The following is a 16,971-nucleotide window of genomic DNA, read 5'->3' as shown; positions in this document are numbered from 1 at the left end:
ATACAAGGAGAGTGAACATAAATGACTTATACCCATCTTACACCAAACGAGCTTGTAATGATAGAAGCATATTTTCATCAAGAAACTCCGGTTGCTATCGTTGCGAAGCAGCTTAAACGTGGACGCCAAACAATTTACAATGTCTATAACTTTCTCAAATGTGGTGGAACAGCACTTGAATACCTTGAACAATACAAAGAAAATAAGCGACGTTGTGGGAGAACCGAAATCATTTTTCCTGCTGAGGAAAAAGAATACATTGCAAAAAGATCAACTGAGGGTTGGACCCCAGACGTCATTATTGGCCGTGCAGAGCGAACCTTCTCTTGTTCAGTAAGTACCCTCTATCGCCGGTTTAAGACGGGAGAATTCAATGTTTTACATTTACCGATGCAAGGAAAACGAAAACCAAATGGTTATTATTTGTCAAATTAAGCGAGACAAAACTTTCCATTTACGTAACTCAAAAAAACTTCTAATGGTGTTTGGTAATTTAGTGATTTTCTAGGGATATGGTTTCTTTTGGACGCAACGGATGAGATGAATCCTTGATTGACTTGGTTGAAGTCCATTTCTTTTGGTAGTCCATCTTTTCGGAGGAGTCCGTTTGAATGTTCATTTAATCCCCGTTGGGAAGGCGTTCCTGGGTCTGCGAAATAAATATCAATATCATTCGTATTACTAATACTTTTCCAATTAGAGAATTCTTTTCCACAATCAAAGGTAATTGATTTGAAAAGATTTTTGGGTACGGATTGAAGCCATTCATTAATCGAATTTTCAATATCAACTGCCTTACGGCCTTCTGGTTTCAAGGCGATAATGGCTTTTGAAAGTCGCTCAACGAGTGTGATGACGACACTTTTATGGTGGATGCCGACAATCGTATCACCCTCTAAATGTCCAAATTCTTCTACGAAAACGACATAATCTTTTTTACGTGCTCGATGCTAACTTCATTCAATCCATTGATTGTACTATTTTTTGCAGTAATATTCAGTCTACCAATTTGGGCTAAGCCTAATTCTGGAACTTCAAACTTAATCACTGCTTGAATTGAATTAATTGTATCTATATCAGCATTAATAGTAACCTGTACTTGATTTGTAACATCATTCCCAAAATCATCTATAGCTTTCACTTGAAAAGTATTAATGGCTATGACACTATCCCATGCGGAACCAATATCAATGGTTGCTGTTTCTTTTCCTAGCGTAAGTTTACGTAATCGAGGTACGGTCACTGTAACTGAGATTTGATCTGTTAAATCAGGTGATGCAAATACTACTTCGTAATCGCCAAAGTTAGATGTATCCACTTCGTTTTTTAGAACAACCACTTGATCCGTCAAATCATTTCCTGACTGGTCAATCCAGTGAACGTGACACATCTCTTTAGCAATTTCATCTGACCATTCACTATTTAATCTTAATGTGATATTAGATGCAGTAAGTTTACCCGTTACTTGTCGTACGACATTATTCGTATTTAGTCTTCCCCCTGTAAGACATAAATCAGATAGTTCATAAAATGAATCAACACTATTTAAAATGATTTTTTTTAATTCATCAGTAGATAGATCAGGATCTAGTGACAATGCTAATGCAGCACTACCAGTGACATGAGGTGTTGCCATCGAGGTACCTGACATATACGTGTATTTACTTCCTAGAAATGTACTAAAAACACGAAACCCTCTAGCGAATAAATCAACACCTGTTTTACTATAATTTGAATCAGAACTTCGTTCATAACCACTAGAATTTCCTACAGTAATAATATTAGGTATATCCAAAGAAGCTGGGTAAAAAGGTTTATCAGTCATATCTATCCCATTATTTCCAGCTGCTGCTACGAATAATCCAGGATAGTTTTTAATTGCTTCTTCTGTACTGCTATAAACAACACTACCTATACTAAAATTGATAATTGGAAACCCTTTTTGGGATGCATAATTAATAGCTTCAGTTAAGATTGCCAAACTGGTACCTCCACTACTACCAAATACACGTATAGGTACCATCGTAACATCCCAATTTATTCCAGCAACACCTAATTCGTTGTTTGTTTGAGCACCAATAATCCCGGCAATATGTGTCCATGTCCCATAGTATCCATAGGATCTGTATCATCGTCAAAAAAATCGTATCTCAAACTTTCATCTACATTTCCAGAAAGATCTTCATGTTGATAATCAATTCCTGAATCAATGACCGCTACCTTCACATCCTTAGAACCCTTGGTTTCTTCCCAAGCGGATGGCATGCTAATCTCTCTTAAATTAGCTTGTTTACTCCAATTAGGATCGTTAAGAATAATTGATCGATTTCCTAAAGAATCAGTTGTATTTGGCTCCTCAACATCATTCAACGGCTCTAGTTCAACCACATAGTTTGGCTCTGCATAATTGACCATATCAGAAGCATTAAATGTTCTTACTGCCTCTTCCACACTAATTTCTTCGTTCAATTTCACTAATAATACTTGATCTCGCTTATTATAATCGCTTTCATTTGTCCTAAGAGTCAAATCTTTTTCCACCATAACTTTTACACCCAATAAATTTTGCGGTTTATTTTTCTCTGTTAAAATTCTTTGTGTAGCCTTTAAACTGACAATTAGCTCATTGGGTACATACTCTATTTGAGAGTCATCTAATTGGCTCATAATCCTTTCTTTTTGGTTAGTATCTGCAGTTACTTGTTTAGTATGAGCCATGAACCCAAACATACTCACCCCAACAACCAATCCTAAATATATTTTCTTTTTAAACTTTTTCACCTACATCTCCTCCTAATAGTTTTATTTTAGAGTTAGCTCTATTACTTATTTACTAACTCAACAACAGATTATCATACACTTGTTAATGAAATTACAATATCTCATTAAAACACACCCTAAAATCATAACCGTTCCTATGCTCATTTTTTGGATTTTTTAATCACGTAACCAGAAAAATAAATCCTCTCTATTTCACGCAAATCAAAGAAGAACTAAGTAACTACCGTTTAAAGGTAGTTACTTAGTTCTTCTTTGATTATTATCTAACTTTATTATTCATTCCCCACCCTTTGCGCAGTGAGTCTTCGGTATCTTGTTTTATCTGACTGGTAGTTCTTATTATTTCTCCACGATCATCTAATTCTGGAACAATTGGATATTTTTCTCTGAACAAGTCTAGTTCTTTCACCACGTCATTAAACAAATCTTGCTTATCTTCTTGCGTAAGATTCTGTTTAATATACTCATCTAAAGCTTTTCTAAGCAATTCATCTCTTGTCATATTAGTCTCATACTTTTCTACTAAAACTCTGGAAGTCGCATTTAACAAAGTCGACAGTTTTAAAGGATGCTTGGTAGAATAAACCTTATCAAACTTTCTGATTGGTGCGCCAACTTTTTTTGTTCTTCCTCTACTCTGTCTTTCAACATTGGAGGAAGTTTTTATTTCTTGAACTTGGTGCACTTCTAATTGCTTATTTTCAGATGGTGTAATTGCTTGCTGCTTTTTCTTTGCTTCTGCTTCTTTTTTTATTTTGGCGAGTCCTTTGTTGTTCCCAAAAATATCAAGTCCTTTGATGTCAGCCAATTACTCCACCTCCGCATACCAATTCTCGTGTTCTTCCAATTCTTTCAAAATACTGATAAATAATTCGTGGCTTTTGCGATCCCATTGTTTTAAGAGACCTTTCTTTGTCTTCTCCATCGTAATACCTGATCCGTCGTATCGTTTTAAGCGCGCATTTTTGAGTACAACATTTTTAATCAAATGTTCCCCATAAATCTCTTGGGCTTGTTTATACATTTCCTGATCTACTGCGTCACCGCTTTCCAACATGAAAGGAATAACACCAGCAACATATAAATTTGTATCAAATTCTTTCACAAAAAAGTCCATATACTCAAGATATTGCATCGCATTTCTCATCGATTTTACTTGGGTCTGCAAGACGACGATTGCCCAGTCCGCAATGTACATCGCGGATTTACTATATACAGAAATAGAAGGTGGAACATCTAAATAGATGACGTCAAACTCATCAAATAATGGTTCTAGCTTTTCTTTCATATATTTGAATTGGGATAATGAATCATTATATTGGTCTTTGATCCAATCATCATACATTTCAAAGGACATGTCTGCTGGAAGTATATAGAGGTTATTGATTACTTTATAGACGGCCTCTTTAGGTGGAAGATTGTTTATCAACACGTCAGTCACAGTATTTTCGTAAACAATCGGTTCACCTTCTCCGCCTCCTTCTTCGTTAGTGAAGTTCATATGCGTTAAGTTCATCACATCAGAAGTATTTCCTTGCATATCCAAGTCAATTATCAAGGTTCTTTTTCCTTCATTAACTGCTGATTCAAACCCTAACATTTGCGCGCACGTGCTTTTACCTACGCCACCTTTAAAATTACCGATTACATATTTCTTCGCTACCACGTTCCTACCTCTTTTCTTTTAGCAATATTCATTTGATACTATTATAACATATTTATTTTTAGTTACTACCAAAAAAAAGATATATATGTACTACCTTATAATTAATAAGTAAAAGGTAGTACATAAATAAGGAAAAGCTGAAATATATTGATTTATAGCTTTCCTCAAAGTAATGACGTTATTTAATTTATCGAGAAGCAGAGAATACTCGCGACTTTAGTCATGTAGACGAATCAGATTTTCGATAAAAAAGAAGCCGTCCTTCTTAAGAACGACAACAAATCACTAGATTAATTTTTTCAACTGTTCATAAAAGTTTTCATGCGTTCCACATAACAATACTGGAATAACCTTGTTTTCTATAATCTCGTAAGCTACTCTATATGTTGTGCCCGCATATTTGAACCCACTAGACCAAATACCTGATAAACCCCCAGTTTTTTGTTCACCCTTATATGGATCAATCGCAATTTCATCATAAATTAAATTCAAAAATTTTTCTTTCAATGGCTTCTCTTTTAGCTTTTTTAAATACTTAATGACATGTTTTGAAGGAACGATTTCATAAGCCAATTTCTGTTGCCAACTCCTCTTTAGTCATTACTTTAGAATTAGTAAGTGTATCTTCAGCAATATCTCTAAAGGAAGAATGCATTTTGTTTTTTCTATTCTTAAATTCTACAAGAATCTCATCTTTATCGTAGCCTTCTGCAATTATATCAGACAAAATATCTTCGCTAAAATCATAAAATTCTTTTTGTGGTTCAACAAATTCATAAAGAATACCATTCTCTACCAACTTTGCTTCAACTTCGACTCCATTAGGAACATTAAAATCTTTAGGTACTGTCAACATGATTGAATTGCCTTGTTTTCTTGTTTTTGTAATCATTTAAATCCCTCATTTCTAACAGTATGTAATTACTTAGTAAATACATTATACCACGAGATAATGTATTTACAAGTAATTACTGTGACTCGTAATGCGTCCTTGCTGAATAAATTTCAACCACGTGTACATCTTCATCTACCTTATAAACAACCCGGTGTTGTCTATTCAATCTTCTAAAATACCTACCTTGGTTCTGTTGCAAAGTTTTAAATAAAGAATAAAATCCCTTACGGTATCTATGATTTAAGCTGGGATTCCCAATAATACCTTGATTTCAGTACAGACCGAAAACCCGAAGAGAGTGCCTTCTTTTCGGGTTTTCTTATATAATCCTCGAATGGCTTCCATGCCTTTAATCGTGGTAGAGGCAGTGCGTAAACTTCGATAGAATTTATTGCGTCTCTTTACTGGACGATGGTCTTGTTCAATCAAATTATTCAGGTATTTAATGGTACGATGTTCTGTCCCTTGATAAAAGCCGTATTCTTTTAGTTTCTTAAAGGCACTTGTAATAGAGGGGGCTCTATCTGTGACTACAACCTTCGGTTCATCAAACTGCTTCACTAACCGCTTAAGAAAAGCATAGGCTGCTTGTGTGTCCCGTTTTTTACGTAACCAAATATCCAAGGTTAAACCATCTGCACCGATGGCTCGATACAAATAATGCCATTTTCCTTTAATTTTGATGTACGTTTCATCCATTTTCCATGAATAAAAGGATTTTTTATTTTTCTTTTTCCAAATTTGATAGAGTAGTTTGCCATATTCTTGCACCCAACGATAAATCGTCGTATGAGAAACGTTAATGCCACGATCATATAAGATTTCTTGAACTTCACGATAGCTAAGGTTATAACGAAGATAGTATCCCACGGCTACAATAATCACATCCTGCTGAAATTGCTTTCCTTTAAAATGATTCATCGTCATTCCTCCTGCTATCTTTTTCTATTATTCTACCTTATTTGATAGTAGATTTAAAACTTTGCAACAGAACCCTAAAAGGACTAGCCTCATAATTTTTCCTCCTTATAAACTAAAAAAGGAAGAGATGATTTTTTAAATCATTTCATCTCTTCCTTTCCTGTGAAACTATTGTATTTTTACACGATAAGGTCATTCAATTATTTCATGTGCCAAATAACTGTTTATTTTGGATCTAATTTCAATGTCATAGCATTGATGGCAACAATTACAGTCGAAAGTGACATCAAGACGGCACCGACTGCTGGACTTAATGTTATGCCAATTGGTGCTAGTATTCCTGCAGCTATTGGGATCGCGATAAAGTTATACCCTGCTCCCCAAACAAGATTTTCTTTCATCTTACGTGTGGTCTTCTGAGCCAACTCGATAAAGGATTCAATATCGCCAGGGTCTGACTGTGTCAAGATGACATCGGCTGAATCCAATGCTACTTGAGTTCCGGCACCAACAGCTATACCAACGTCTGCTAATGCAAGAGAAGGTGCATCGTTGACCCCGTCACCGACCATGATAACTTTCTTTCCTTCTGCTTTAAGTTTTTCAACTAATTCATATTTATCTTGAGGAGATTGATTAGCTAGATAATCAATACCTAAAATTTCTGCAGTTCCTTGAGCCGCTTTTTCATTGTCACCCGTTGCCATAATCGGCTGAATCTTGTTCTTTTTAAGGGCTTGTATTAAGTCTTTACTTGTCGGTTTTAATTCATCCCCTAAAGCTACAGCACCGATTGCTTCGTCGTTTTCTACTAAGACACTGAGGGTTGCTCCTTTTGGAATATCCATATCCAGATTACGTCTATATGCTTTTTGACTGATTAATTGATAACGATGTCCGTTAGCTTGACCTTCTACACCAGCGCCAGAAATAACATCAATCGAATCAAAACTTACTGGACGTATCCCTTGCTGTTCTGCGTAACTAATAATTGACTGAGCGATAGGGTGACTAGATCCACCTTCGATACCTGACAATAAGGCAACGATTTCATCTTTCGTATATTTATCATTAAAGAGTTCAACATCTAATACTTTAAACTCACCAGTTGTTAAAGTTCCAGTTTTATCTAAAACCATAACATCTGCGTTTGTAGTCAACTCCAAAGCGTCCCGGTCTTTCACTAATAATCCCCGACTGGCCCCTAAGCTGGTACTACGAGCAGTCACCAATGGAATAGCCAGACCCAGGGCATGCGGGCAAGCAATAACTAATGTGGTGACTGTAAAAATAACTGCCGTTGGTACATCAGCGATAATCATCCATATAACAAGGGCAATAAGCGCTACAATAACCGCAATATAAAAGAGCCATCCTGCAACTTTTTGTGCAAGATTTTCTGCTCGAGAAGATTGGCCTTGAGCTTGACTGATTAATGCCTGAACCTGAGAAATGAAGGACTTATCGCCCGTCTGCTTTATTTCCACATAGAGGACTCCGCCACCATTGGTTGATCCACCGATGACCTCATCTCCGGGATTTTTTTCAATTGGTTTCGATTCCCCAGTCACAAGCGCTTCGTTTACACGGGATTCTCCGCGAATAATGATACCATCAGCTGGAACATTTTCTCCTGCTTGAACACGGATAACATCTCCAACCTGAAGTTCAGACACAGGGCGCGTCTCAATCGAATCGTCTTCTAAAACAACATGAGCATCTTTCGGCACCAACTCAGCCAATGCTTTTTGCGCGTCCCCTGCTTCACCCAATGCCTTCATTTCAATCCAGTGTCCTAATAACATGATTAAAATTAACGTTGCAAACTCAAAGAAGAAGTCCATGACATGTTCTCCAGTTACATATCGAGCGGCCACTGCGTAAACACTATAGGCATAAGAAACCGTTATTCCCAAAGTAATCAAGGACATCATGCCTGGAGCTTTTGAATTAAACTCATCTTTCGCACCCATGTAGAATGGTTTTCCGCCATAAATGTATAGAATTGTTGCCAATACAGCTGCTACAACGTCTGCATAAGGAAAGATGATTTGGAAAGGCAACTGAATATCCATCATAGGAGTAATGAGTAAGATTGCAATTCCTAATGGGAGTGACTTCAAGAAAATCTCCTTAAAGCTACCGTGATGGTGGTGGGCATGCCCTCCCATTGCGCCATGATCCATTTCACTGTGATCCATCTGACTATGATTCATCTTGCTGTGATCCATCGCACTATGATTCATCTTGCTGTGATCCATCTGACTATGTTCCATTTCATTATGGTCGTGTTTTGAGTGATCCATGTCGCCGTGATTATGATGACTATGTGACGAATGCTTTTTGTTATTCCTCATTTTTAATTCCTCCTTATTATATTAGAGACTGATTTTAAAATTTTAGAACTTTCTCATCTAACACTGCATATAATTCTCATGAAAAGGGTTCTATATTTTATCTCTATCTACTATCTATGAATAAATGGTATTCGTACTTTATACACTTAATACTGAATAGTTAGTTTCTGCTAAAGCAGCATTGAGCGTTTCGGTATCAATCTCTGTTTGACTTTCAAGTACTGCTTTTTTAGTCGCTAAATCAACCTCTACAGATTCAACCCCTTCAATAGCTGAAAATTTTTCTTGCACTGTATTGGCACAACCTGCACATTTTACGCCATCTAATAAGACTTCTTTTTTCATTATTCTATTCCCCTTTTTATTTTTTTATCTTCTCCTATTATTAGAATAGGAAGAAGTTTAAATCCCAGATAAGCTACGTGTTTTCTAAACAACTGCTGGTTTGAATCGTCTTAACCGTAAAGCATTGAGCAAGACCGATACGGAGCTGAAACTCATGGCGACTGCCGCAAACATTGGATTCATCAATGGTCCGCCAAAAATATACAAGAGACCCATCGCGACTGGAATACCTACAAGGTTGTAAGCAAAAGCCCAGAACAAGTTTTGTTTAATGTTTCGTAGCGTTGCATGACTTAAATCAATCGCAGTCAATACAGCGGTTAAATCATTACGCATAAGGACAATATCAGCCGATTCAATCGCCACGTCTGTACCTGATCCAACTGCAATACCGATATCTGCTTGAGCTAATGCGGGTGCATCGTTAATGCCGTCTCCAACCATCGCTACCTTCTTGCCTGCCTCTTGTAGTTTTTTGACTTCCTCTGCTTTATCTTCAGGTAATACTTCACTTAATACACTGTCTATACCCACTTGCTTAGCAATCGCTTTGGCTGTACGTTTGTTATCTCCAGTAATCATGATTACTTCAACACCGCGTCTTCTAAGTTCTTTAACAGCCTTCATACTATTTTCCTTGAGTGTGTCAGCTACTGCGATAATTCCAGCTAGTTCTCCATCAACAGAGAGATACATCGGTGTTTTTCCTTCGTCTGCTAAACGATTGGATTCTTTTTCCATGCTTGATAAATCAATCTTTTGCTCTAGCATCAGTTTACGGTTTCCAATGTACATATCTTTGCCCTCAATTTCAACTCGAATCCCGTGTCCAGGAATCGCTTCAAAATGATCTGGTTTAGCTAATGTCATGTTCTCTTCTTTTGATTTTTGTACGATGGCTTCGCCTAATGGGTGTTCAGAACCTGTTTCACCAGAAGCTGCATAATATAAAAGATTTTCTTTAGTAATAAGAGGAGTTACCAAAATATCCGTCACGATAGGTTTACCTTCTGTCAGTGTCCCTGTTTTATCAAATACAATCGTGTCTAAATTATGAGTGGTTTCTAACGCCTCACCACTTTGGTGTTAGTATCAAATCTTAGACAGCTTTTCGTAGAGACAAGAATAAATTAAACTTATCTACGAGAGGATGAATTTTTATGACCCGATATGAAGAAAATTTTAAACAAATGATTGTTGAACTGAATCAAACTGGACGTTCTGTTCGAGGGTTAGCGAAAGAATATGGCTTATCTGAAGCAACGATTTACAAATGGAAGAATTTATATTTACCTGATCAGTCCACAGGACTGACTGGAAAAGAAGTAGCTGAACTGAGAAAAGAAAATGCTCGTTTAAATGAGGAACTTGAAATCTTAAAAAAAGCCGCAGCCATATTCTCTCGGAAAACCTAAATTCGCTTGTTCAATTTATTGAAAAATGGTGTAAGGATTACACTGTTTCTTTGTTGTGTCGGTTATTAGAAATCCCTAGAAGTGTCTATTATTTTTATAAGAATAAACCGTTGACAGCTACAGAAATCAGAAATAATAAGTTGAAAAAGAAGATTTCAACAATTTTTTTTACGAATAAACAACGCTATGGTGCCACAAAGATCCATCAAGTTTTATTAAAAGAAGGGATTTCAGTATCTCTTAAACATGTCCAAAAGCTAATGAAACAATTAAATTTAAGGTCGATTGTAGTTAAAAAATATAGACCTCAAAGGTCTAATAAACCGATCATTTCAAAAGAGAATCTCTTAAATCAGGACTTTTCTACTGAAACGATCTGTGAGAAATGGGCAGCTGACATTACGTACATTCCTACTAAGAAAAATGGTTGGTGTTACTTATCTTCAATCATGGATTTACACACGAAAAAAATTATTAGTTATACATTTTCAAAACGAATGACTGTGGATTGTGTCATTCAAACATTGAATAAAGCAAAAATACATTATCACATTCCAGAAGGAATGATTCTACACACTGACTTGGGCAGCCAATACACAGCAAGAGAAGTGGAACAATGGCTTAAAACCAACAAAATAAGGCATTCTTATAGTAGAAAAGGAACACCTTATGATAATGCTGGAATCGAATCTTTCCATGCCTCATTGAAAAAAGAAGAAGTCTACACGACTAGCTACTCAGATTTTGAAGAAGCAAATCGAGCGCTATTTAGCTACATTGAAGGATTTTATAACCGAAATCGAATCCATAGCTCGATTCACTATCTAACCCCACAGGAATTTGAAGAATTAGCAAAAGAAAAAATGGCTTAACCGTCTCTACTAAAATGTGTCCAAGATATTGACTCAAATCCAATTTCTCTTTACCAACATCATTTGACAAAGAGCCCTAAATTTTCATTGGTTTAGTATATAAAATTACTCATTATTTTCGTCATATTCCATCTCATCTTCAGTTACCCACATATGATTCTTAACTTCTTCTTGACCATCGGTTGGAGTGTAATTAACAACGTAAACAGTTCCTGTAATAGATTTATCTACTTTTGCTTCAGCTCCCATCATCCCATCCATGTGATCGGCATTCAAGATAACAGTATCGCCCTCATTTGCTACAGTCTCAGTATTTTTTAACTCTTCTTGTACTACCCATCGATGATTGTTAACCATTGGTCCCCCAGTTTTTGGCTCATAGCTTACTTCATACATTGTAGTATCAAAGGCCCCTACAACTTGAGCATTTGCACCTTTCATCCCTTCCATATGATCGCCTAGCAGTATAACATTACTTCCCACCGGGAATTTAGGGTTCGCAGCATCTTTCATTGAAGAAGGAACCATACCTTCGTGATTCATTCCCTCCATACTATTCATTTCACTAGACGCTGTAGAAGTCGATTCCTCGTTTGTGCTTTTAGAATTATTCGATTCACTTTGATTGCTACACGCTCCTAAAAATACAATAATTCCAAGACTTGCAAATACTAATTTTATCATCTTTTTCACTGTCTTCATCCTCCTTTAATTAATCACATTTAGGTCATCTCATAAATTTGTAATCCAAAAACTTCTTTTTTAATTGTAGCTATTGATAAGTCCTTCTTAGAAAAGATTACTACAGAATTTGATAAGATATCTAAATGAACTTTTTCGACACTATCTATCGAAATCAGTTGAAAAAATATTTTTTTTGCCCAACATTCACATACTAGTTTAGCAATTTTTATCTGTTTTTGAAACAAATAACTCTCCTCCTTTATTGAAATGGTAACTTTATAACAAATTTAGTTCCTAGACCTAATTTACTTTTTACAGTTATACTACCTTTATGCGCTTCAACAACGCTCTTTACAATAGCTAATCCGATACCTTGCCCCCCTAAAGCTCTACTTCTGGAGGGGTCAGCCATATAAAATCTATCAAAAATATGAAGTTGCTGATCTTTTTCTATACCGATGCCGTTGTCTTCAACAATTAAAAGAACATGGTCTTTATTTTTACTTATAGAAAACTTAATGGTTCCCTCCTTTTGCGTAAATTTAATAGCATTATTCAAAAGATTGATAACAACTTGGTTCATTTTATCTTTATCTGCAGATATATTGATGTTATCCCCTTGGATTTCAACATGAAGGTTTTTTGACTCAATTTTGCTGGCGAAATTTTCAATAACGGATTCAATCAACTTATATATGTTAAACTCAGTTTTATTTAAATGATCATATTTTGCTTCAATTTTGTTGATTACTTCTATATTTCCAATTAAACGAGTTAGACGATCTATTTCATCATAACAAGATTGTAGGCGCTCGGGAGTTATTTTCCAGACTCCGTCAATCATTCCTTCCACATTGCCTTTAAGGGTAGCTAATGGAGTTCTTAATTCATGTGAAATATCAGTAGTTAATCTTTTTCGAAGTCCATGCTGTTTCTCCAACTGATTACTTAAATCATTTAGGGAATCAATCAAGGAATTAATTTCAATAATTGAAGTTTCTTGTGGGATTTTATCAGCATATTCCCCACGGGTTAATTTATGTGTAAAGTCGCTTACATGCTTTAGTGGTAATCCTAATCTAGCAGAGATCCACGAAGCAAGTATAAATGATACAAGAAGAGCTGCAATAGCAACATACATTAAACTTTGTTTCATACTGGAGATAAACAAGGCATCGTGCTCAGTATAAGCAAAAGGTCCGAAATAATAAAACGTTACTTTTCCAAACTCGTTTCCATCATTAATTAACTTCTTTTTCGCTTCTATTGTTTCGTCTAGTTTCACACTTTTTTTCTCAGAAACTTTCAAGGCATTTTTTTTCAGTTTGTCCTGTGCTGACTTCAAATTTTTTCCTTTAAGTTCCCAAACCATGTTGCCTTGTTCGTCTTCTATAGAAAAATAAATATTATTTTCTAATGCTTTCTCAGAAAGTGCTGCAAGTTCCTCGCTGTTCCATGTTTCTCCACTATTTAACCACAATAAATCAATTGTATATACATACTGATTCAACAAATCTTCTTGTCGCTCTTCTACGTATTTACTAAAATGATTGTTCGTCAAACTTAATGCGACTAAACTAATCGATCCTATTATTAATGTTGCGATTGCTAAAAAGGAAAGAACTAATTGAGTTTTTATCGTTCTTTTTCTCATTAGTGGCCACCAAATCTATATCCTGTACCATGGACTGTCAAAATATACATAGGTGATTTAGCATCATTCTCAATTTTATGTCTTAAGTTTTTTATATGAGAATCGATGCTCCTATCTAGTCCATCAAATTCTATTCCCTTAACTTTCTCTATCAAATCACTACGAGAAAAGACTTTATTAGGTGTGGATATTAGGGCGTGTAGAATATCAAATTCAGTTGTTGTGAGGTTTAATTCCACTTGATGTAGATAAACTTGGCGACTTTCAGGATATACTATCAATTCCCCATTACTTGAAGAAAGCTTATTAGGATTTGATAAGGTCTCAGTTCTGCGCAATACAGTTTGTATTCTCGCAACTAATTCTTTGGGACTAAATGGTTTAATCATATAGTCATCGGCACCTAACTTGAGACCAGTAAGAATATCATCCTCATCAGACTTAGCTGTTAACATTATAATTGGTACATTTGATACTTCTCTGATTTTTCTACACACAGTCAATCCATCAGTATCCGGAAGCATTAAATCTAACACAACTAAATCAGGATTATTTTTCTCGAACTTTTCCAATGCCATTGCGCCACTTATTGCTTTATAAACTGAATAATGATTAGCAACTAGATAGGCATCAATAATTTCTAATATTTTTTCTTCATCGTCCACAATAAGAATTTTCATAGACAATCATCCTTCTTAAATTATTTTCTATTTAATTTCCATTTGTCCCATCATTCCATACTCTTCATGTTCTAATATATGACAATGATACATGAAAATACCTTCACGGTCGAATTTCACAAGAAGTTCTACTGTTTCATCCGGATTTACCAGCACAGTATCTTTCCATCCTTGCTCGTTTAGTGCGGGCTGATTTCCATCTCTAGATAAAATTTGAAACTGAACACCATGGATATGGAACGGATGAATCATGCCTCCCATCATACTACTAATATTGTTAACTTCCCAAATCTCTTGAGTACCTAATTTTTTATATAAATCTATTCTTTCCATATCAAATTGCTTATTGTTGATGTTTACCATGTGAGACATTCCTCTTAAATTAATACTTTGTCTTGCTAAATCTTCCAATTTCTTTTCATCTAAAGTACTAATAGTATTTAGACTATCAGAGGGAGTAAACTCTTTGTTTTCTATCGTATTCTCAATTCTCATTGTCAAGGCAACCAAATTATTTGCTAGTAAATGAATTACCTCACCTTTTTTATAATTCTGAGTATCCACTAATATTTCTGCCCTTTCCCCGGGGGCTAAAAGTAGTTTACTAAGTTTAACAGAAGTATTCAGAAAACCACCATCTGTAGCAATTTGGTAGAATGATTCATCTTTATCCAAAGTAAAAGTGAAGTTTCTTGAATTAGATCCATTAACAATTCTATACCTCATCCATCGGTTTTTTATCTCAATATATGGATTGATAGTGCCATTAGTAAGCAACGTCTCCCCTTTTGTTCCATCAGAGTTAAAATCATTTTCATAGTTAATTTGATTAGTGGAGCTGAAAGATTTATCTTGCACAATCAAGGGAATGTCGTCGACACCATATTTGGAAGGTAAATCTAATGATTTTGAGTTGTCATCATCAATATACATCAAACCTGCTAAACCCTTATAAACTTGAGATGCTGTTTCTCCTTCCGGATGGGGATGAAACCAGAGTGTAGAAGCTTCTTGATCAACCTCGAATGTTACACTTTTTTTCTGTCCTGCTTCTATAATCTGATGTGGACCTCCATCTGCATCAGAAGCTACTTTCAAACCGTGCCAATGAAAAGATGTGCTAGCATCAAGATTATTGTTTGTATTGATAGTAACTTTTTGACCTTTTTTCAGTCTAATAACTGGTCCTAAAAAATCCCCGTTATAGCCTAATGTTTCAGTTTTTTCTCCATCCATTATTTGAACTTCTCCGTTTTGAGCAACTATATCATATATCACATTTTCTTTGCTTTTTGAAGATGGTTCAAGAACAGGGGGAATCAATAGTTGTCTCTCCGTTTGGTGTACTACCTTCAAATCAGCTTCTTGATTATCCCCCATCATATTGGACATTCTACTTGAGATTTGTCGTTGTTCTTCTTGAAAGACAACTTCAGCATGCTCCTCCTTGTTCTGCTGTTGAATCAATATGAAAACACCGCCTAGGGTCAACATTGATATTGTTGCTGCTAACCAAATATATTTATTATTCTTCAACCCATCATCTCCCATATCTATTATGTAGTTACCATAAAAAAAATATGTGGAGATTTTGTGTTGATTCCCCCACATATACTTATACTTACCCGTGGTGCTAGTTAATTTTTTCCTAGAGGAAAATGTCTAAACATGTTGGTAAATCAACAAAAAAACGCATATAGTAGTCTCAAAACTCCCAAGAAATGAGGACTACATATGCGTTCATCAAAATATACTGAACATTATACAGATACTTTTATAACATTCAAGGAAATTATGAGAACTGTTTCTAACATATACCACAATTGTGTACCAGATAAGATTAAAAACCGAAGAAATACTGATCAACTGAAGCAACGCGATACAGTGATTATTGCTTGTGTTATATGGGGCATAATTAATGGCTATACTAGCCAAAGAGCCACGTATAGAGCGGTTTGTTCCGTCTTATTTCCTAATGGTGACTTTCCTAGTAGGAGTCGATTCACTCGCTTAAGTTCAAACTTAGCTTACACTATCAAGATTATTCGATACTTTTTCATCAAGAAGCTCACCAAAGGTGAACTAGTCGGAATTATAGATAGTTTTCCTAGTCCATTATGTAAACCAGTTAGAAATAGACAAGCAAAACTATTGAATCAAATAGCCAAAGTTGGCTATAACTCAACAAAAAAATCTTATTTTTATGGTCTTAAAATTCATATGATCGTTACTAAGACTGGCTTTCCGATTACTTACTCAATCACGAATCCAGGTGTCCATGACGTGAAAGTGTTAGAGACTTTATCGGAAGAAGCGAATCTTCCCAATATCCTAGGGGACAAAGGATATATTAGCCATAAAATCCATGAAAAGCTTGCCCTTAAGGGCATTACTATATCCGTTCCGCCACGTAAAAACATGGATAAATCAGAAAAACTAGACCACAGCTTACTTGGAAAACAAAGAAAAACAGTTGAGACTGTTTTTTCTTCCTTAGAAAAATTAGGTTGTCAAAATTTCAACTCACGTTCTGTTAAAGGGCTAGAGAGTAGATTTGAAAGCATATTACTGGCTTACAGTGTTCTATTAAGTCGAGCACAACGACGTTTTGAAGGAACTTTGAGATATTCTTTAGGATATTAAAATTAACTAGCACCACGGGTTTATACTTATATAGATATATCCCTAGTTACAGTATACT

The 16,971-nt window shown here is 35.5% G+C and carries 14 protein-coding genes and 6 pseudogenes; 3 read left to right on the top strand and 17 right to left on the bottom strand.

Features of this window, described 5'->3' with window-relative positions:
* Positions 1-21: 21 nt before the first annotated feature.
* A pseudogene (locus tag IGL15_RS03450) lies at positions 22-420 on the top strand (transposase); the annotation flags it as partial.
* An 11-nt stretch (positions 421-431) separates the two neighbouring features.
* Here the strand turns inward: IGL15_RS03450 and IGL15_RS03445 are convergent.
* The 12 genes and pseudogenes from IGL15_RS03445 to IGL15_RS03390 form a co-directional block, all read right to left on the bottom strand.
* A pseudogene (locus tag IGL15_RS03445) lies at positions 432-941 on the bottom strand (IS30 family transposase); the annotation flags it as partial.
* Positions 914-2,265 (bottom strand): annotated as a pseudogene (locus IGL15_RS03440) (S8 family serine peptidase). The pseudogenes IGL15_RS03445 and IGL15_RS03440, both read right to left, overlap by 28 nt.
* A 186-nt stretch (positions 2,266-2,451) precedes the next feature.
* Positions 2,452-2,667, bottom strand: a pseudogene (locus tag IGL15_RS03435) (thermophilic serine proteinase); the annotation flags it as partial.
* Between the two features lie 373 nt (positions 2,668-3,040).
* The gene (locus IGL15_RS03430) at positions 3,041-3,589 is read right to left on the bottom strand and encodes a hypothetical protein (RefSeq protein ID WP_002292681.1); all 549 of its coding nucleotides are present in this window, start codon (positions 3,587-3,589) and stop codon (positions 3,041-3,043) included.
* Positions 3,590-4,447 (bottom strand): ParA family protein, encoded by an 858-nt coding sequence (locus IGL15_RS03425; RefSeq protein ID WP_002292680.1) that lies wholly within the window; start codon positions 4,445-4,447, stop codon positions 3,590-3,592.
* A 285-nt stretch (positions 4,448-4,732) separates the two neighbouring features.
* Entirely contained in the window at positions 4,733-5,020 is a 288-nt protein-coding gene (locus IGL15_RS03420; protein ID WP_002311051.1) for a type II toxin-antitoxin system RelE/ParE family toxin, read from the bottom strand.
* Positions 5,010-5,339 carry an AbrB/MazE/SpoVT family DNA-binding domain-containing protein gene (locus tag IGL15_RS03415; RefSeq protein WP_002292678.1) on the bottom strand — a complete coding sequence of 110 codons (330 nt, stop codon included), beginning with the start codon at positions 5,337-5,339 and terminating at the stop codon, positions 5,010-5,012. Before IGL15_RS03415 ends, IGL15_RS03420 begins: the two co-directional genes overlap by 11 nt.
* Before the next feature lie 76 nt (positions 5,340-5,415).
* Positions 5,416-5,529 (bottom strand): annotated as a pseudogene (locus tag IGL15_RS03410) (Txe/YoeB family addiction module toxin); the annotation flags it as partial.
* Between the two features lie 53 nt (positions 5,530-5,582).
* Positions 5,583-6,263, bottom strand: a complete 681-nt coding sequence (locus tag IGL15_RS03405) for an IS6-like element IS1216 family transposase (RefSeq protein WP_002346958.1) — start codon at positions 6,261-6,263, stop codon at positions 5,583-5,585.
* Positions 6,264-6,487: 224 nt separating this feature from the next.
* Positions 6,488-8,620 carry a copper-translocating P-type ATPase TcrB gene (tcrB, locus tag IGL15_RS03400; protein ID WP_002346660.1) on the bottom strand — a complete coding sequence of 711 codons (2,133 nt, stop codon included), beginning with the start codon at positions 8,618-8,620 and terminating at the stop codon, positions 6,488-6,490.
* Positions 8,621-8,758: 138 nt separating this feature from the next.
* Positions 8,759-8,965, bottom strand: a complete 207-nt coding sequence (gene tcrZ, locus IGL15_RS03395) for a copper chaperone TcrZ (protein ID WP_002335389.1) — start codon at positions 8,963-8,965, stop codon at positions 8,759-8,761.
* A gap of 84 nt (positions 8,966-9,049) precedes the next feature.
* Positions 9,050-10,048: pseudogene (locus IGL15_RS03390) on the bottom strand (heavy metal translocating P-type ATPase); the annotation flags it as partial.
* A gap of 77 nt (positions 10,049-10,125) precedes the next feature.
* Here IGL15_RS03390 and IGL15_RS03385 point away from each other — a divergent pair.
* A protein-coding gene (locus IGL15_RS03385; protein ID WP_094850654.1) for an IS3 family transposase occupies positions 10,126-11,252 on the top strand; the annotation gives its coding sequence in 2 pieces (ribosomal slippage) (positions 10,126-10,354 and positions 10,354-11,252; 1,128 coding nt in all).
* A 105-nt stretch (positions 11,253-11,357) separates the two neighbouring features.
* Here IGL15_RS03385 and IGL15_RS03380 read toward each other — a convergent pair.
* From IGL15_RS03380 to IGL15_RS03360, 5 genes are read right to left on the bottom strand one after another with little or no spacing between them, the layout of a single operon-like run.
* A complete protein-coding gene (locus tag IGL15_RS03380; protein WP_079993992.1) occupies positions 11,358-11,954 on the bottom strand; it encodes a YdhK family protein in 597 nt (198 codons plus the stop codon).
* A 20-nt stretch (positions 11,955-11,974) separates the two neighbouring features.
* Positions 11,975-12,181: a hypothetical protein gene (locus tag IGL15_RS03375; protein ID WP_002307659.1), complete on the bottom strand. Its 207-nt coding sequence runs from the start codon at positions 12,179-12,181 to the stop codon at positions 11,975-11,977.
* A gap of 14 nt (positions 12,182-12,195) precedes the next feature.
* Positions 12,196-13,590: a sensor histidine kinase gene (locus IGL15_RS03370; RefSeq protein ID WP_002307657.1), complete on the bottom strand. Its 1,395-nt coding sequence runs from the start codon at positions 13,588-13,590 to the stop codon at positions 12,196-12,198.
* Positions 13,590-14,270, bottom strand: coding sequence for a response regulator transcription factor (locus IGL15_RS03365; protein ID WP_002294790.1), 681 nt, complete (start codon positions 14,268-14,270; stop codon positions 13,590-13,592). The genes IGL15_RS03370 and IGL15_RS03365 overlap by 1 nt, the downstream gene beginning before the upstream one ends.
* A 27-nt stretch (positions 14,271-14,297) precedes the next feature.
* Complete coding sequence (locus tag IGL15_RS03360) at positions 14,298-15,881, bottom strand: multicopper oxidase family protein (protein ID WP_002375819.1); 1,584 nt, start codon at positions 15,879-15,881, stop codon at positions 14,298-14,300.
* Positions 15,882-16,004: 123 nt separating this feature from the next.
* Here IGL15_RS03360 and IGL15_RS03355 point away from each other — a divergent pair, with 123 nt between their 5' ends.
* Positions 16,005-16,913, top strand: coding sequence for an IS982-like element ISEfm1 family transposase (locus IGL15_RS03355; protein ID WP_002295743.1), 909 nt, complete (start codon positions 16,005-16,007; stop codon positions 16,911-16,913).
* Positions 16,914-16,971: the final 58 nt, after the last annotated feature.

The sequence above is a fragment of the Enterococcus sp. DIV0436a genome (genome assembly GCF_051711605.1).
GTDB classification, from domain to species: Bacteria; Bacillota; Bacilli; order Lactobacillales; family Enterococcaceae; genus Enterococcus_B; species Enterococcus_B faecium.
This window is presented reverse-complemented; position numbering and strand designations above follow the sequence as displayed.